Origin of the sequence: Phaeacidiphilus oryzae TH49, assembly GCF_000744815.1 — a bacterium.
In the GTDB taxonomy this organism is placed as follows: domain Bacteria; phylum Actinomycetota; class Actinomycetes; order Streptomycetales; family Streptomycetaceae; genus Phaeacidiphilus; species Phaeacidiphilus oryzae.
Map to the genome: position 1 here is coordinate 1,041,037 of NZ_JQMQ01000005.1, position 14,968 is coordinate 1,056,004.

At 73.6% G+C, this 14,968-nt stretch carries 13 protein-coding genes; 4 read left to right on the top strand and 9 right to left on the bottom strand.

Annotated features, from left to right (window positions below; genetic code table 11):
- Positions 1 to 160: 160 nt before the first annotated feature.
- From rplT to infC, 3 genes are all read right to left on the bottom strand, one after another.
- Positions 161 to 544, bottom strand: coding sequence for a 50S ribosomal protein L20 (rplT, locus tag BS73_RS09040; protein ID WP_037570949.1), 384 nt, complete (start codon positions 542 to 544; stop codon positions 161 to 163).
- A 104-nt stretch (positions 545 to 648) separates the two neighbouring features.
- The gene (gene rpmI, locus BS73_RS09045) at positions 649 to 843 is read right to left on the bottom strand and encodes a 50S ribosomal protein L35 (protein WP_037570951.1); all 195 of its coding nucleotides are present in this window, start codon (positions 841 to 843) and stop codon (positions 649 to 651) included.
- 128 nt (positions 844 to 971) lie between these two features.
- On the bottom strand, positions 972 to 1,634 hold the full coding sequence (infC, locus tag BS73_RS09050; RefSeq protein WP_084703916.1) for a translation initiation factor IF-3: 663 nt from the start codon (positions 1,632 to 1,634) through the stop codon (positions 972 to 974).
- Positions 1,635 to 2,019: 385 nt separating this feature from the next.
- Here infC and BS73_RS09055 point away from each other — a divergent pair, with 385 nt between their 5' ends.
- Positions 2,020 to 2,379: a DUF1844 domain-containing protein gene (locus tag BS73_RS09055; protein WP_037570955.1), complete on the top strand. Its 360-nt coding sequence runs from the start codon at positions 2,020 to 2,022 to the stop codon at positions 2,377 to 2,379.
- Between the two features lie 214 nt (positions 2,380 to 2,593).
- Here the strand turns inward: BS73_RS09055 and BS73_RS09060 are convergent, their stop codons facing one another.
- Positions 2,594 to 3,376: an SseB family protein gene (locus tag BS73_RS09060; protein ID WP_037570956.1), complete on the bottom strand. Its 783-nt coding sequence runs from the start codon at positions 3,374 to 3,376 to the stop codon at positions 2,594 to 2,596.
- A gap of 143 nt (positions 3,377 to 3,519) precedes the next feature.
- On the opposite strand from BS73_RS09060, the gene BS73_RS09065 reads away from it, so the two are divergent.
- From BS73_RS09065 to BS73_RS09075, 3 genes are all read left to right on the top strand, one after another.
- The gene (locus BS73_RS09065; RefSeq protein WP_051939726.1) at positions 3,520 to 4,221 is read left to right on the top strand and encodes a serine hydrolase; all 702 of its coding nucleotides are present in this window, start codon (positions 3,520 to 3,522) and stop codon (positions 4,219 to 4,221) included.
- A gap of 76 nt (positions 4,222 to 4,297) precedes the next feature.
- Entirely contained in the window at positions 4,298 to 5,500 is a 1,203-nt protein-coding gene (locus BS73_RS09070; RefSeq protein ID WP_037578813.1) for an amino acid deaminase/aldolase, read from the top strand.
- A gap of 430 nt (positions 5,501 to 5,930) precedes the next feature.
- On the top strand, positions 5,931 to 7,943 hold the full coding sequence (locus BS73_RS09075; RefSeq protein ID WP_152617555.1) for a VWA domain-containing protein: 2,013 nt from the start codon (positions 5,931 to 5,933) through the stop codon (positions 7,941 to 7,943).
- A gap of 146 nt (positions 7,944 to 8,089) precedes the next feature.
- Here BS73_RS09075 and BS73_RS09080 read toward each other — a convergent pair whose 3' ends face one another.
- The 5 genes from BS73_RS09080 to BS73_RS09100 all read right to left on the bottom strand — a co-directional run bounded on the left by BS73_RS09080 (position 8,090) and on the right by BS73_RS09100 (position 14,911).
- Entirely contained in the window at positions 8,090 to 9,661 is a 1,572-nt protein-coding gene (locus tag BS73_RS09080) for an acyl-CoA synthetase (RefSeq protein ID WP_037570958.1), read from the bottom strand.
- A 103-nt stretch (positions 9,662 to 9,764) separates the two neighbouring features.
- Complete coding sequence (locus BS73_RS35980; protein WP_084703919.1) at positions 9,765 to 11,255, bottom strand: DUF2510 domain-containing protein; 1,491 nt, start codon at positions 11,253 to 11,255, stop codon at positions 9,765 to 9,767.
- A gap of 63 nt (positions 11,256 to 11,318) precedes the next feature.
- Positions 11,319 to 12,143, bottom strand: a complete 825-nt coding sequence (locus tag BS73_RS09090; protein WP_037570960.1) for a 3-oxoacyl-ACP reductase — start codon at positions 12,141 to 12,143, stop codon at positions 11,319 to 11,321.
- A gap of 8 nt (positions 12,144 to 12,151) precedes the next feature.
- The gene (locus tag BS73_RS09095; RefSeq protein ID WP_037570962.1) at positions 12,152 to 13,522 is read right to left on the bottom strand and encodes an aldehyde dehydrogenase family protein; all 1,371 of its coding nucleotides are present in this window, start codon (positions 13,520 to 13,522) and stop codon (positions 12,152 to 12,154) included.
- A gap of 6 nt (positions 13,523 to 13,528) precedes the next feature.
- Positions 13,529 to 14,911 carry a glutamine synthetase family protein gene (locus BS73_RS09100; protein ID WP_037570973.1) on the bottom strand — a complete coding sequence of 461 codons (1,383 nt, stop codon included), beginning with the start codon at positions 14,909 to 14,911 and terminating at the stop codon, positions 13,529 to 13,531.
- Positions 14,912 to 14,968: the final 57 nt, after the last annotated feature.

Here is a 14,968-nt window from a genome sequence, read left to right on the forward strand (position 1 = left end):
CGCCGCACTCGGCAACGGAGTCCGGCTTGCCACCGGGTAGCCGTTGCCGAGTGCGGCGCCGTTCGCGGAGGGCCGCGCGGTTCCCCGCGTTCCCGCGGTCGCCGCGCGACTCGCGGGGGCCGGGGGCTGTGCCCCGGACCCCTTCGCTGCTAGCGGGGTGTCACGCCGCCTTGGGGGCGTTGACGTCGGCCGGCAGGGCCTTCTGCGCGACCTCGACCAGCGCGGCGAACGCGTTGGGGTCGGTCACCGCGAGGTCGGCCAGCATCTTGCGGTCGACCTCGACGTTCGCGGCCTTGAGGCCCTGGATGAAGCGGTTGTAGGTCATGCCGTTCGCACGCGCCGCGGCGTTGATCCGCTGGATCCACAGCTGGCGGAAGTCGCCCTTGCGCTTCTTCCGGTCGTTGTAGTTGTAGACGAACGAGTGGGTGACCTGCTCCTTCGCCTTGCGGTACAGGCGCGAGCGCTGCCCGCGGTAACCGCTGGCGCGCTCGAGAACGACCCGGCGCTTCTTGTGGGCATTGACTGCCCGCTTGACGCGTGCCACTGCATTACTCCTTGATTTGGGCCGTACCGCGACTGGAGGTCGTCACGCGGCCCGCTAGCGAATAGGTCGATGGGATCGGCTGGGCCCCGGTCGGGGGCCTGCGATCACTTGCCGAGAAGCTTCTTGATCTTCTTGGCGTCGGCCGGGGCCATCTCGACCGTGCCGGCGAGGCGGCGGGTCAGCGTCGAGGACTTGTGCTCGAGCAGGTGACGGCGGCCGGCGCGCTGGCGCAGCACCTTGCCGGAGCCGGTGAGCTTGAAGCGCTTGCTGGCACCGCTGTGCGTCTTGTTCTTCGGCATGTCGCCGTATCTCCTCGTCGGTCCGCTCCCGCCCGGCACCGGGCGCGGGCGGGAGCGCTGCTGTCGTCTTACTGGGAACCGAGGCGGCTCCAGGCCGGGACCGAGGCGGATGCCTCGGCTCGGTACGCCTACTCGCCTTCGGGCGCCTGCTCGGCGTCCGGAGTCTCGTCGGCGTCGGTCGCGACGTCGGCATCGACGTCGGCGTCGATGTCCTGGCGTCCCTGGCGCTCCGCCTTACGGGCGGCGGCCGCCTCGCGGGCTTCGGCCATTGCCTCGGTCTTCTTCTTGTGCGGACCGAGAACCATGATCATGTTCCGGCCGTCCTGCTTGGGATTGGACTCGACGAAGCCGAGGTCCTGGACGTCCTCCGCGAGCCGCTGCAGCAGCCGGTAGCCCAACTCGGGGCGCGACTGCTCACGACCGCGGAACATGATCGTGATCTTGACCTTGTCGCCCTGCTTGAGGAACCGAACGACGTGACCCTTCTTGGTGTCATAGTCGTGCGGGTCGATCTTCGGCCGGAGCTTCATCTCCTTGATGACCGTGTGCGCCTGGTTCTTGCGCGCTTCACGGGCCTTCATGGCGGACTCGTACTTGAACTTGCCGTAGTCCATGAGCTTGCACACCGGCGGCCTGGCGGTCGCCGCGACCTCGACCAGGTCGAGGTCGTACTCCTGGGCAAGTTCCAGGGCCTTGGCAAGCGGCACGATGCCGACCTGCTCGCCGCTGGGACCGACGAGTCGCACCTCGGGGACGCGAATCCGGTCGTTGATGCGGGGCTCGGTGCTGATGGGGCCTCCTCGGTTGCACCGCGCGGCCGCTCTCGGCGGTCGCGGCTGGCGGAATACTGATTCCTACCGGCCTGCCGCGCGCTGCTCATACACGAAAAAAGAGCCTCGCGCTGCACGCAAGCGAGGCTCCACATCATCATCCGAACCCGGGGACGCCGGGATTCCCACCCGGCCCGGGTTCGGAAGCGGTCACCGCCGCCCCGATGAAGGACGCGGTTCCGCTTGACCTGACCCGTCGGCCCGGAGGTCGATCGGGTGGGAGACTGATCATGTGGAGCCTCCACTTGCGGACCGGGCACAGAAGTGTCCGGTCGGTCAGTCCGAAAGCATACCAGCGCCGACCGGGTGCCATGTATTCCTGCAGGCCCCCGTACCCTCGTGCTTCATGAGCAACGACCCTGAGAACGCCAGCCCGACCCCGGACGACCTCGCCCGGGACATCGCCGATGTGCCGGCGGTGGAGGTCATCACCACCGTGGCGGTGCATCTGATGAGCGCGGCGGCGGTGAACCTGGGGCTCGCGGAGGGCGGCGAGGAGCAGAAGGACCTCGACGAGGCGCGCAAGCTGATCACCGCGCTGGCCGGGCTGGTGACCGCGGGCGCGCCGGAGATCAGCAACTTCCACGCGGCGCCGCTGCGGGACGGCCTGAAGTCCCTGCAGCTGGCCTTCCGCGAGGCCTCCCTGGTCCCGGACGCGCCGGGCTCGGGTCCGGGCGAGAAGTACACCGGCCCCGTCTACGCGTAAGCGACGCCCCGAGCGCAGCGCGCCCAAGCGCAGCGCCGCAGGCGCCGGCCAGGGGCGCGGGGAACTGCGCGCCCAGCCAATTACGGTTCGCAGTCGGCAGCGGCCTCTGGGGTGCAACCCAAGCGCCGTTGCCGGGTGCGGCGCCGTAGGCGGCTGGTTGCGCAGTTCCCCGCGCCCCTCACTTGCGTCTGCGGCGCTGCGCGCGGGGCGGGCTCTACCGGCTTGCGGCCTCTGCGGAGAAGAACGGGGTCTCCGGTTCGCGGGTGGCCGGGGGGACCACCGCGAGGTCGAGGCCTCGGAGCAGGAGCGCGCGCAGGCGCTCGTCCTCCGCGAGCGCGGCGGCCACCGCCTGCGGCACCTCCGGCCCGGCCCCCGGCGCCAGCACCAGCGCCAGCAGCGCGTCGGCCTGCTGGGAGGGCAGCAGATGCGCGCGCGCCACCCCCGCCTGCCCCGCGAGGAGCTCCCGCAGCGCGGCCGCCACCTGCGGGTCGGTCAGGATGTCCCCCGGCGTCCGCCCCTGCGCCAGCACCCGCATCGCGGGTCCGCTGAGCTCGAAGAAGTGCGGGCCGGCCAGGTCGATCAGCAGCGCCTCGGCCCGCTCGGACCAGGCCGCCTCGATCGCCTGCCGGGTCGGCACGGGCGCCGGACGGGCGTCCGCCCGCCAGGCCTGGAGCGAGGCCAGCGAGGTGAACGCCGGGAGTCCGCGGCGGCCGTCCGGGGCCTCGATGGTGGGCACCGCCATGTCGCTGGACTTCTCGCGCTTGTGGCCGTGCTCGTCGATCTCCGCCTCGCCCAGCACGGCGACGATCGGGACCAGCAGCCGGGCGCCGGCCAGCGCGGTCAGCACCTCCCGCTCCGCCTCGGCCGCACCGCCCCCGGCGGCACCGCCCTCGGCCGCATGTCGGGCCAGGGCCGCGGCCAGCCGCGGGTCGGCGGAACCGTCGTCCCCGGCGAAGCCGGAGTCGGGGATGTTCTTGGCGTTCGTCGTCCCGTGCACCGGACGAGCCTATCCGGCCGCTCCTGCCGGTTCCCATCCGCGCCTCGTCCCTGGGTGCGGAGTGCGAGGTGCGGGGTGCGGAGTGCGGAGTAGCGTCGGCTCGGCGGTGGCGGGCAGCGGAGGAGAGGAGTGGTGGGAGCGACGTGGCGGACGAGCGGGTCTCGGTCTCGACGGCGGTGCTCGATCCGGTGAGCGGAGCGACCGGCCTCCACGAGAGCCGCCCCGGACACCTCTTCGTCACCGCGAGCATCGTCAAGGCGGACGTCCTCGCCACCCTGCTGCTCCAGACGCAGGACGCCGGAACCGCGCTGACGGGGACTCAGTCGGCGCTGGCCACCGCGATGATCGCGGAGAGCGACAACGCCGCCACCGGCCGGCTGTGGACGGAGATCGGCGGCGACGAGGGGCTGAACGCCGCCAACAAGCGCTTCGGCCTCACCTCGACCACCGGCGGCGAGAACGGCTACTGGGGCCTGACCACCACGATCGCCGCCGACCAGTCGGTCCTCCTCCGGCAGCTCCTCGGCCCCGCCTCCGACTCGCTGCTGGACTCCGGTCGGCGGGCGTACGTCAGAGGGCTGATGGAGTCGGTCGTCCCCGGCCAGCGGTGGGGGGTGAGCTCCGCGGCGGATCCCGGGACGAGGACCGCGCTGAAGAACGGCTGGCTGCCGCGCGGCAGCAGCGGGCTGTGGGTGGTCAACAGCATCGGCGCGGTCCGCCGGGGCGGGCGCACGCTGCTGCTGGCGGCCCTCTCGGACGGCCACGCGACCCAGGCGGACGGGATCGCCCGGGTCGAGGCGGCGGCCCGGGCCACGGCCGAGGCGCTCCGCGGATCGGCTGATTGATCGCGTACATCTGTTCAGGCGGGCCGGCCTGTGGCACGCTGCGCGCATGTCGGTGCTGGGATCACGCAAGCCGGAGCTGCGGCAGCGCGCGGCCGATCGCGCGCGCCTGGAACGCGCGACCGCGCATCTGGAGGCCCCCCTCGCGGTGGTCGACCTGGACGCCTTCGACGCCAACGCGGACGATCTCGTGCGCCGGGCCGGCGGCAAGCCGATCCGGGTGGCCAGCAAGTCCGTACGCTGCCGGGCGCTGCTGGAACGGGTGCTGGCACGGCCCGGCTTCCGCGGGGTGATGAGCTTCACCCTGCCCGAGTCGCTCTGGCTGGCCCGCGAGGGCTACCAGGACGTGCTGCTGGCCTACCCGTCGATGGACCGCCGGGCGTACGCGGAACTGGCCTCGGACGCCAAGCTGGCGCGGGCGGTCGCGGTGATGGTGGACGACGCCTCCCAGCTCGCGGAGATCGACGCGGCCCGGGCCGGCGGGCGCGAGGAGATCCGGGTCTGCCTGGAGATGGACACCGCCCTGCGGATGCTCGGCGGGCGGGTGCGGATCGGCGCCCGCCGCTCCCCCGCGCGAACCCCCGAACAGCTGGCCGGACTGGCCAAGTTCATCGCCCGGCGCCCGGGCTACCGGGTGGTCGGGCTGATGGCCTACGAGGGGCATATCGCCGGGGTCGGCGACCGGGTCGCCGGACATCCGGTGCGCTCCGCGGCGGTCCGGATGATGCAGGCGAAGGCCCGCGAGGAGCTGGCCAGGCGCCGGGCGGACGTGGTGCGGGCGGTCCAGGACGCGGTCGGCGAGCTGGAGTTCGTCAACGGCGGCGGGACCGGCAGCGTCCAGCACACGGCGGCCGAGGCGGCGGTCACCGAGATCGCGGCCGGGTCGGGGCTGTACGTGCCGCGGCTCTTCGACAACTACACCTCCTTCGCCGGGCGTCCGGCGGCGTACTTCGCCCAGCCGGTGGTGCGGCGCTCGGGTCCGGGGACGGTGACCGTGCTGGGCGGCGGGTATCCGGCCTCCGGGGCGGCGGGGCCGGACAGGTCCCCGGTGCCGTGGCTGCCGGCCGGGCTGCGGTACGACGGGCAGGAGGGCGCCGGCGAGGTGCAGACGCCGCTGCTGGGCGCGGCGGCGGACCGGCTGGCGCTGGGCGACCGGGTGTGGTTCCGGCACGCCAAGGCCGGTGAGCTCTGCGAGCGCTTCGCCGAGCTGCACCTGGTCTCGGGCGACCGGGTGGTGGAGACGGTGCCGACCTATCGCGGCGAGGGCAAGACCTTCCTCTGATCCTCCGCACCTCCGCTCCGCCGGTCCGGCGCGGTCCGCCGGACCGGTGATGTTGCGCGCGTCGAACGTGTGGTCCCACGAGGGGAGGCGGGGCCGCCTAGCGTGGTGATCACATCGACGTCCGACGAGCGCGCAGGGAAGGCCCATGAGGCAGAGGACTTTCGGCCGCGGGCTGGCGGCGCTGACATCCGCTGTGGCGGCGCTGGGGCTGCTGGGCAGCGCGCAGTGGCTGGGGCCGGCGGCCGCTGATGGGCGGCCGGGGGCGTCGGCCTCCGTCTCCGCCTCCGCCTCCACTTCCGCTTCGGCGTCGACTTCGCCTTCGGCTTCGGCTTCGGGGGCTGCCGCGCCCCGGGCGGCGGGGCTCGGGCGGGCTGGGCGCGCCGGGCGGGCCGTCCGCGCGGTGCCTGCCCCGGCGGCCGGTGGCGCGGTGGTGACCGTGCGGACCGGCGGCGACCGCACGGCGCCGTCCACCGTGGGTCCGCTCGCGGGCGTGCGGCTCGGCCTGTACGCCGACTCCTCGGACGCCTCTCCGGTCAACGCCACCTGGGCGGTGTGCACCTCGGACGCCGAGGGCGACTGCAGTTTCGAGGTCCCGGCGGCCGGCGTCGGCACCCAGTACTGGGTCAAGCAGCTACCGGACGGCGCGCCCTCCGGCTGGTACACCAACCCCCTGCTGCGTACGGGGAACTCCTCCGGGAGCGGCTCGCTGGCCACGCCGTACACGTTTCAGACGCCGGTGCTCGCGGCCGACCGGACCTACTCCTCGACCGGCGACTTCATGCACAGCACGGACTACCGCACCTCGCCCTACAAAGGCTCGTTCGGGATCTGGCAGCAGTCCCGCAGCAATCCCCCACTGCCGGAGAAGTGCGGCCTGGACGTGGCAGTGCTCCTCGACCTGTCGTCCTCGCTCGGCTCCTCGGGACTCGCCTCGCTCAAGGCGGCCACCGGCACCTTCATCGACTCGCTGGTGGGCACCCCGTCCCGGGTGGCGCTCTTCTCCTTCGACGGCAGCTCACCGAGCACCAGTGTCGGCACCAACTACCCCGATCTGATGCCGGTCTCCACCCAGGGCAACGCCGACAAGGTGAAGTCGATCTACCAGAACTGGACGCTGGGCTCCGGCACCAACTGGGACCAGGCGCTGTACTCGGTCGCCCGGGCGCCGCAGACGTACGAGCTGGCCGTGGTCATCACCGACGGCAACCCGTCCTACTTCGACGACCCGGCCGCCGGGTCCGGCACCTACACCAACCTGGCCAGCACCGAGGGCGGCGTCTACTCGGCCAACGCGGTGAAGGCCAAGGGCACCCGGGTGGTGGCGCTCGGCGTCGGCTCCGGGGTCGAGGGCGACTCCGGGCTCAACCTGCGGGCCGTCTCCGGCGAGACGCCGTTCGACGGGTCCAACTACGAGACCGCGGACTACTACCAGGCCGCCGACTTCTCGGGGGCCGCCGAGGCGCTGCACAACCTGGTGGTCGGGCAGTGCGCCAACGCGGTGACGGTGATCAAGCAGATCGCGCCCCCGGAGACCAGCGGCGAGGACGTCACCGGCGCCGAACCGGCCGGTGCCGGCTGGACGTTCACCGCGGACTCGGCCTCGCCCGGGGTCACCGGCGTGCCGGTCGCCGACACCACCACCGGCGACGGCACCGGCTCGGTGTCCTTCGAACCCGGCTACGAGGGCTCGGAGTCCAGCATCGACCTGGCCGTCAGCGAGACCCAGCACCCCGGCTACGAGCTGGTCACCCAGGGCGGCAGGAACGCGGTCTGCACCGACCTGGACACCGACTCCCCGGTGGCGGTCACCAACGGCGGCCCGGCCTCCGGCAGCACCCCCGGCTTCTCCGTCGAAGCCCCGCGCGGGGACGCCGTCACCTGCACCGTCTACGACCGGCTGCGGAGCGTCCCCCGGCCGGCCACGGTGGAGCTCCACAAGCGCTGGGTGGTGGACGGCACGGCGTACGCCAACGGTCGGCAGCCGGCCGGACTGAGCGCCCGGGCCGAGCTCACCGACCCTGCCGGCTACCAGGCGGCGGCCCCCTGGGACGACACCCGCACCGGCTACACCGTCGGCGACGAGGTGACCGTGGACGAACGGACCTCGGTGACGGCCGAGGGCTGCCGGCTGACCGGCAGCCGGATCACCGACGCCGACGGGGACTCCGTCGATCTGCCCGTGCCGCACCGGATGACGCTGGCTCAGCGGGAGAACGACTACACCCTCACCAACACCGTGGAGTGCGCCTCGGCGCCGGGCGGCGGGGCCGGTCCCTCCGCCTCGGCCGGGCCCGGCGCCTCCGCCTCGGCGGGCTCCGCCGGGCCGCTGGCGGCCACCGGGCTCTCCGGCCCGGGCCCCCTCTCCCTGGTGGCGGGCGCTGCGGGGCTGCTGCTGCTCGGCGGCGGACTGGCTCTCGCCGCCCGGCGGCGCGGGCGGCACTGAGCGGACCCGGCGTCCGGGACGGCCGGCGGGCCGGGGGCTTCGGCCTCCGGCCCGCTTCGGCCTCCGGCCCGCTTCGGCTCAGCCGGGCGGGAAGCGGCGCTCGACCCGGGCGGGACCCCGGTGGCTCCGATGACCCTGATGGCCAGTCAACTCGCCTCTGCGTAACGCTGTTTGAGGATGCGCTTGACCAGCTTCCCGGTGGGGGTGCGGGGCAGCTCGTCGGTGAAGTCGATCCGGCGGGGCACCTTGTAGTGGGCGATCCGCTCGCGGAGATACCGCCCCAGCTCCTCCTCGAGGCCGGACTTGCGGGCCTCCTCGGCGCCGCCCTCCGGCTGGATCACGGCCAGTACCGACTCGCCCATCTCCGGGTCCGGCACCCCGATCACCGCGGCGTCCAGCACGGCGGGGTGGAGGGCGAGGGCGTCCTCGATCTCCTGCGGGTAGATGTTCACCCCGCCCGAAATGATCATGAAGGACCTGCGGTCGGTGAGGTAGAGGAAGCCCTCCTCGTCCACCCGGCCGATGTCGCCGTTGGTCGCCCAGTTGGGGTGCGCGGGATGCGTCGCCTCCCGGGTCTTGGCCTCGTCGCCGAGGTAGGCGAAGCCGGCGTCCTCCCGGCCCGGGTTCTCGAAGTACACCACCCCGGTCTCGCCGACCGGCAGCTCCTCGCCGTCCTCCCCGCAGACCCGCAGCACGCCCTTGATCGCCTGGCCGACGGAACCGCGGTGCCGAAGCCAGGTGGGCGAGTCGATCCAGGTCATGCCAATGCTCTCGGTCGAGGAGTAGTACTCCGTCAGGATCGGGCCCCACCAGTCGATCATCGCCTGCTTGACCTCCACCGGGCAGGGGGCGGCGGCGTGCACCGCCATCCGGTGGCTGCTCAGGTCGTAGCGCTCGCGGACCTCCTTCGGCAGCTTCAGCATTCGCACGAACATCGTCGGCACCCACTGGCTGGCGGTGACCCGGTGGCGCTCGATGGCCCGCAGCGCCGCCTCCGCGTCGAACCGCTCCATCAGCACCACCGTTCCGCCCAGTGCCTGGACGCTGGCGGCGAAGCGGAGGGGGGCCGCGTGGTAGATGGGCGCGGGCGAGAGGTAGACCGTGTCCTCGGTGAACCCGTAGAAGCCGCGGAGGAGTTCGACCAGGGTGTCGCCGGGCTCGTGGACCTGGCGGTCCGGCAGCTCGATCCGGATTCCCTTGGGGCGGCCGGTGGTTCCGGAGGAGTAGAGGAGGTCGGCGCCGAGCGGCTGCTCGGCGGGCGGCACGGGCGAGGCGGCGGCCAGGAGCCGCTCGTAGTCCTCGCAGCCCGGGACCGACGGGCCGGAGCCGGCGGGGAGAGCCACGCACAGGGCCGGGCGGTCCGCCCCCAGCTCGGCGAGCACCCGAACGGGCAGCTCGCCGAGCGCCGGGGAGAGGAACAGCGCCCTGGCCTCGCAGTCGCGGACGATGTACGCGGCCTCGGAGGCGGCCAGGTGGTTGTTCACCGGGGTGACGTAGAGCCCCGAACGGCGGGCGGCCCAGTAGATCTCGTACGCCCTGAGGGTGTTCTCGGTCAGCATCGCGAGGGTGTCGCCCGGTCGCAGGCCGGCCGAGCGCAGGGCGTCCGCCAGGCGGGCGGAGCGGTCCTCCAGGGCGGCGTAGGTCAGCGTCTCACCGCTGCCCGCCATGATCGCGGCGGGGCGGTCGGGGTGGGCGGCGGCGTGGATACCCGGGTACATCCAGTTCCTCCTCGAACCGGCGGCACGGTCGCCTTGAGGCTCTCCCCGGAGGTGATCAGCAGTCAATAACCGTGCGGGGCACGCCGGGTATCCACGTCGGCCGTCAGGACACCGAGCCTCCGCTGCCCGCCCCCGCCCCCGAGCCGGGGCCGGATCCGGAGACGTCGGCGTACTTGATGCCGGAGACGATGGTGTCCATCACGGACGGGCCGGGGGCCTTGGACGCGATGTCGAAGCCGAAGTGCACCGAGGCCAGGCCGCCGCCGTTCTTCAGCGGGAAGACGACGGTCTCGACGTAGCCGTTGTTGCCCTGGGTGGGCTCGACCTTCCAGCGGATCAGGTAACCGGTGCTGCCGGCGACCGTGACCTGCTTGGCCTCCTCCTGGCTGTGCGACTTCAGCTTGCCGTAGGCGTCCTTGGCGGCGCCGGCGATGTCCGCCTCGGCGGCGGCCCGCGGGTCGGTGGAGCCGTTGATCTTGTCGGTGTTGACGCCGCCGAGCGAGCAGCCGTACTTCGACCAGGAGCAGGAGTAGGAGCCGAAGGTCATCCCGGCGTGGCCGGAGGTGGTGTCGGTGCCGCCCTGCCAGCCGGAGGGGATGGGCAGCGAGATGCCGTCGACGTAGTCGAGGGCGGTGTTCGAGTCCCCGCCGCTGCCACCGCCGGGGAGACCGCCGGAGCCGCCGCTGCCACCGCTGCCACCGCTGCCGCCTTCGCCGGGGAGACCGCCGGAGTCGCCGCCGCCGCCGTTCTGGCCGCCGCCGTTCTGGCCGCCGCCGCCGAAGTTGGGGATCTGCGGGGAGGAGGACGCGGACGAGGAGCCGGACCCGCTGGTGGCGGCGTAGGTGATGCCTGCCCCGAGGCCGCCGCCGACGAGCAGCGCGACGACGCCGGTGGCCACCAGGTTGGCGTTCCGCTGGAACCAGTTGGGCCGCTTGGGGTAGGGCTCGCCGTAGAAGCCCGGGCCGGGGACGCCGGGCGCTCCCGGGACGCCGGGCGCTCCCGGGACGCCGGGTGCTCCCGGCGCACCGGGCGGAGGCGGCGGGACGTAGCCGCCGGCGCCCGCGCCGCCGCCGGGCGGAGGCGGTGCGAAGGGGTTGCCGGACTCACCGGCGTGGGACGACCCCGCTGCCGGGGCGGCGGGCGCAGCGGCCGGGCGGGCGGCGCCTGCGGCGGACCCGCCGGGTGGAGGCGGCGCGAACGGGTCGCCCGACTCACCGGCGGGCCCGGCCGGCCCGGCCGACGCGGCGGCCGGCTCGGCCGACGGGGAGTCGGCGGCGGGGCCGCCCGCGGCAGGCCCACCCGCCTCGGGCTCGCCCGCGGCCCGGCCGTCCGCCGCGGCCTCGTCGGGCGCGGCCTCGTCGGGCGCGGCGGCACCCTCCGGCGCGCCCGTGGTCGGCAGCACCGCCGTCGGCCGTTCGTCGGCGCGGGCGGCGGCGTCGCCGGAGGCGGTCGCTTCCGCGCCGGTCGCGGCGGGGCCCAACGCGTCGCGGGTGTGAGCGGTCCACGCGGTGCCGTTCCACCATCGCTCACGTCGGGCGACCTGGCCTGATTCGCTGGGGTCCGGGTACCAACCGGAAGGTATCTTCTCGCTCACGGGCGCAGCGTATCGCGAGGGGGCCTAAGCCCTTTGTGAACGCAGGATGAGAATGCGAATCCGCTACTCAGGGGTCACATAGGCGCCCGAGATCCCGCCGTCCACCAGGAACTGCGCGGCGGTGACGAAGGACGCGTCGTCGCTGGCCAGGAATGCCACCGCGGCCGCGATCTCGTCCGCCCGCGCGAACCGGCCCACCGGCACGTGGACCAGCCGCCGCCGCGCCCGCTCCGGGTCCTTGGCGAAGAGCTCCCGCAGCAGCGGGGTGTCCACCGGACCAGGGCACAGCGCGTTCACCCGGATCCCCTCCCGAGCGAACTGCACCCCCAGCTCGCGGGAGAGCGCCAGCACCCCGCCCTTGGAGGCGGTGTACGAGATCTGCGAGGTGGCCGCGCCCATCACGGCCACGAAGGAGGCGGTGTTGATGATGGACCCCCGCCCCTGCTCGCGCATGTACGGCAGCGCCGCCTTGCAGCACAGGTACACCGAGGTGAGGTTGACCTCCTGGACCCGGCGCCAGGCGTCGATCCCGGTGGTCAGGATGGAGTCGTCCTCCGGCGGGGAGATCCCGGCGTTGTTGAAGGCCACGTCGACCGATCCGTACGCCTCCTTCGCCGCCGCGAAGAGCGCCTCCACCTGCTCGGCGTCGGTGACGTCGGTGCGCATGAAGAGCCCGCCGACCTCGTCGGCCGCGGCCCGCCCGGCCTTCTCGTCGACGTCGGCGACGACCACCCGCGCGCCCTCTGCGGCCAGTCGCCGCGCGGTGGCCAGCCCGATCCCGCCGCCCCCGCCGGTGATCACGGCGCTCCGCCCGACCAGCCGCCGGCAGACCGGCTGGGCGGAACCGGCCGCGTCCGCCGTATCGGGCGTCTCCTGAGCCTGCGTCATGTCTGCTGTCACTCCTCGGAGATGAAGACGTTCTTGGTCTGGGTGAAGGCCCGCAGCGCGTCGGGGCCCAGTTCGCGGCCGATTCCGGACTCGCGGTAGCCGCCGAACGGGGTCCAGTAGCGCACGGAGGAGTGGGAGTTGACCGAGAGCGCCCCGGCCGCCACCCCCCGGGCCAGCCGCAGCGCCCGGCCGACGTCCCGGGTCCAGAGCGAGCCGGAGAGCCCGTAGCGGGTCGCGTTGGCCAGCCGCAGTCCCTCCTCCTCGTCCCGGAAGGGCAGTACGACGGCGACCGGGCCGAAGATCTCCTCGGTGCAGACCGGGGCGCCGGGGTCGGCCGGTGCGAGGACGGTCGGCGGATACCAGTAGCCCGGTCCTTCGGGAACGCTGCCGCGGGCCGCCACCCTCGGGTCCGGGCCGACGAGGGCGCGGACGCGGTCGCGCTGGGCCGCCGAGATCAGCGGGCCCATCTCGGCCCTCTCGTCCCGGCCGGGGTCGGCCACCCTGACCTGGGCCACCCGCGCCGAGAGCCGCTCCAGGAACTCGTCGTGGACCTCTCGCTGGACCAGGATCCTGGTCCGGGCGCAGCAGTCCTGGCCGGCGTTGTCCAGAAAGGACATCGGGTCGGCGGCCCGGTCGAGGTCGGCGTCGGCGAAGACCAGGTTGGGGCTCTTGCCGCCGAGCTCCAGGGTGAGCGGCTTGACCAGCTCCCCGCAGCGGGCGCCGAGCTCGCGTCCGACCCGGGTCGAGCCGGTGAAGACCAGCTTGCGCACCTCCGGGTGGTCGACCAGGGCCCGGCCGGTCACCGGCCCCTCCCCCGGCAGCACCTGGAAGAGCCCCTCCGGCAGCCCGGCCGCCAGGCCCAGCTCGGCCAGCCGCAGGGCGGTGAGCGGGGTGGTCTCGGCGGGCTTGAGGAGCACCGCGTTGCCGGCGGCCAGCGCGGGCGCCGAGCCCCAGCCGGCGATCGGCATCGGGAAGTTCCACGGGGCGATCACCCCGACCACCCCGTACGGCTCCTGGAAGGTGAGGTCGACGCCGCCGGCCACCGGGATCTGACTGCCGGTCAGCCGCTCTGCCCCGCCCGCCGCGTAGAGCAGCAGGTCGCGGAAGTTGCCGGCCTCCCAGCGGGCGTTGCCGCGGGTGTGCCCGGCCTCCCGGACCTCCAGTTCCGCCAGCTCCTCGACGGCCGCGTCCACCCGCTCGGCGAAGGCCCGCAGCAGGCCGGCGCGCTCGCCGGGCGCGAGCGCCGCCCAGCCGCGCTGGGCCGCCGAGGCGCGCGCGACCGCCGCGTCCACCTCCTTCGGGGAGGTGCCGGACACCTCGGCGATCACCTCCTCGGTGGCCGGGTTGCGGACCAGCAGCGGGCGGTTCTCTCCGGTCACGTCCCCTCACATCCGCTCGAAGGAGCGGTACCGCTCCCAGTCGGTGACCGCGGTGTCGAAGGCCTCCTGCTCGACCCGGGCCATGGTCCGGTAGTGCTCGACGACCTCCTCGCCGAAGGCGGACTTGGCGAGGTCGCTGGCCGACCACAGCTCGGCGGCCTCCCGCAGGGTGCTCGGCACATGCTCGAACTCCCTTCCCCGGTAGGCGTTTCCGAGGCAGGGCTCGGGCAGCGGCAGCCGCTGCTGGATGCCGTGGATCCCGGCCGCGACCAGCCCGGCCACCGCCAGGTACGGGTTGACGTCCCCGCCCGGCACCCGGTTCTCGAAGCGGAGCGAGGGCCCGTGGCCCACCACCCGCAGCGCACAGGTCCGGTTGTCCGGGCCCCAGGCCACCGCGGTGGGAGCGAAGGAACCCGGGCGGAACCTCTTGTACGAGTTGATGTTGGGGGCGTAGAGCAGGGTGAACTCGCGCAGCGCGGCCAGCTGGCCGGCCAGGAAGTGCTGCATCACCGGGGACATCCGGCGCTCGTCGTCCGGGTCCGCGCAGGCCGGGCGGCCGGTCTCGGCGTCGCGGAGGGAGAGGTGGACATGGCAGGAGTTGCCCTCGCGCTCGTTGAACTTCGCCATGAAGCTGAGCGCCATCCCCTCCTGCGCGGCGATCTCCTTGGCCCCGGTCTTGTAGACGGAGTGCTGGTCGCAGGTGGTGAGCGCGTCGTCGTAGCGGAAGGCGATCTCGTGCTGGCCGAGGTTGCACTCCCCCTTGGCCGACTCCACGGTCATCCCGGCGCCGGCCATGCCGTTGCGGATGCGGGCGAGCAGCGGCTCGATCCGGCCGGTGCCGAGCAGCGAGTAGTCCGCGTTGTACTGGTTGGCCGGGGTGAGCTCGCGGTAGCCGCTGTTCCACGCCTCCTCGTAGCTGTTCCGGAAGACGAGGAACTCCAGCTCGGTGCCGGCCCAGGCGGTGAGGCCGAACTCGTCCCGCAGCCGGTCGAGTTGGCGGCGGAGGATCTGCCGGGGCGAGGCGGCCACCGGGCTGCCGTCCGGCCAGCGGAGGTCGGCGGTGAGGAGGGCGGTGCCGGGCTGCCAGGGGATCCGGCGCAGCGTGCCGACGTCCGGCACCAGCTCGAAGTCGCCGTAGCCGGTGTCCCAGGAGGCCATCGCGTAGCCGTCCACGGTGTTCAACTCGACGTCCACGGCGAGGAGGTAGGCGCAGCCCTCGGAGCCGTGGTCCAGCACCTCGTCGAGGAAGTGGCCGGCCGCGAACCGCTTGCCCTGGAGCCGGCCCTGCATGTCGGTGAAGGCGAGGAGGACGGTGTGCACCTCTCCGGCGGCGACCAGGCCGCGCAGGGCCTCGACGGAGAGCGATGGGGTCCTCGTGCTGCGGGTCATGCGGCGTCGCCTCCTGGCTGCCGGCCCTCTGCCGGCCGTCTGCCGGTCCGTCAGTCA

Bases quoted from the DNA above. Each gene is read 5' to 3' on its own strand.
- BS73_RS09080 (WP_037570958.1), bottom strand. From the start codon at position 9,661: ATGTACCCGGGTATCCACGCCGCCGCCCACCCCGACCGCCCCGCCGCG.
- BS73_RS09090 (WP_037570960.1), bottom strand. From the start codon at position 12,143: ATGACGCAGGCTCAGGAGACGCCCGATACGGCGGACGCGGCCGGTTCC.
- BS73_RS09055 (WP_037570955.1), top strand. From the start codon at position 2,020: ATGAGCAACGACCCTGAGAACGCCAGCCCGACCCCGGACGACCTCGCC.
- BS73_RS09100 (WP_037570973.1), bottom strand. From the start codon at position 14,911: ATGACCCGCAGCACGAGGACCCCATCGCTCTCCGTCGAGGCCCTGCGC.
- rpmI (WP_037570951.1), bottom strand. From the start codon at position 843: ATGCCGAAGAACAAGACGCACAGCGGTGCCAGCAAGCGCTTCAAGCTC.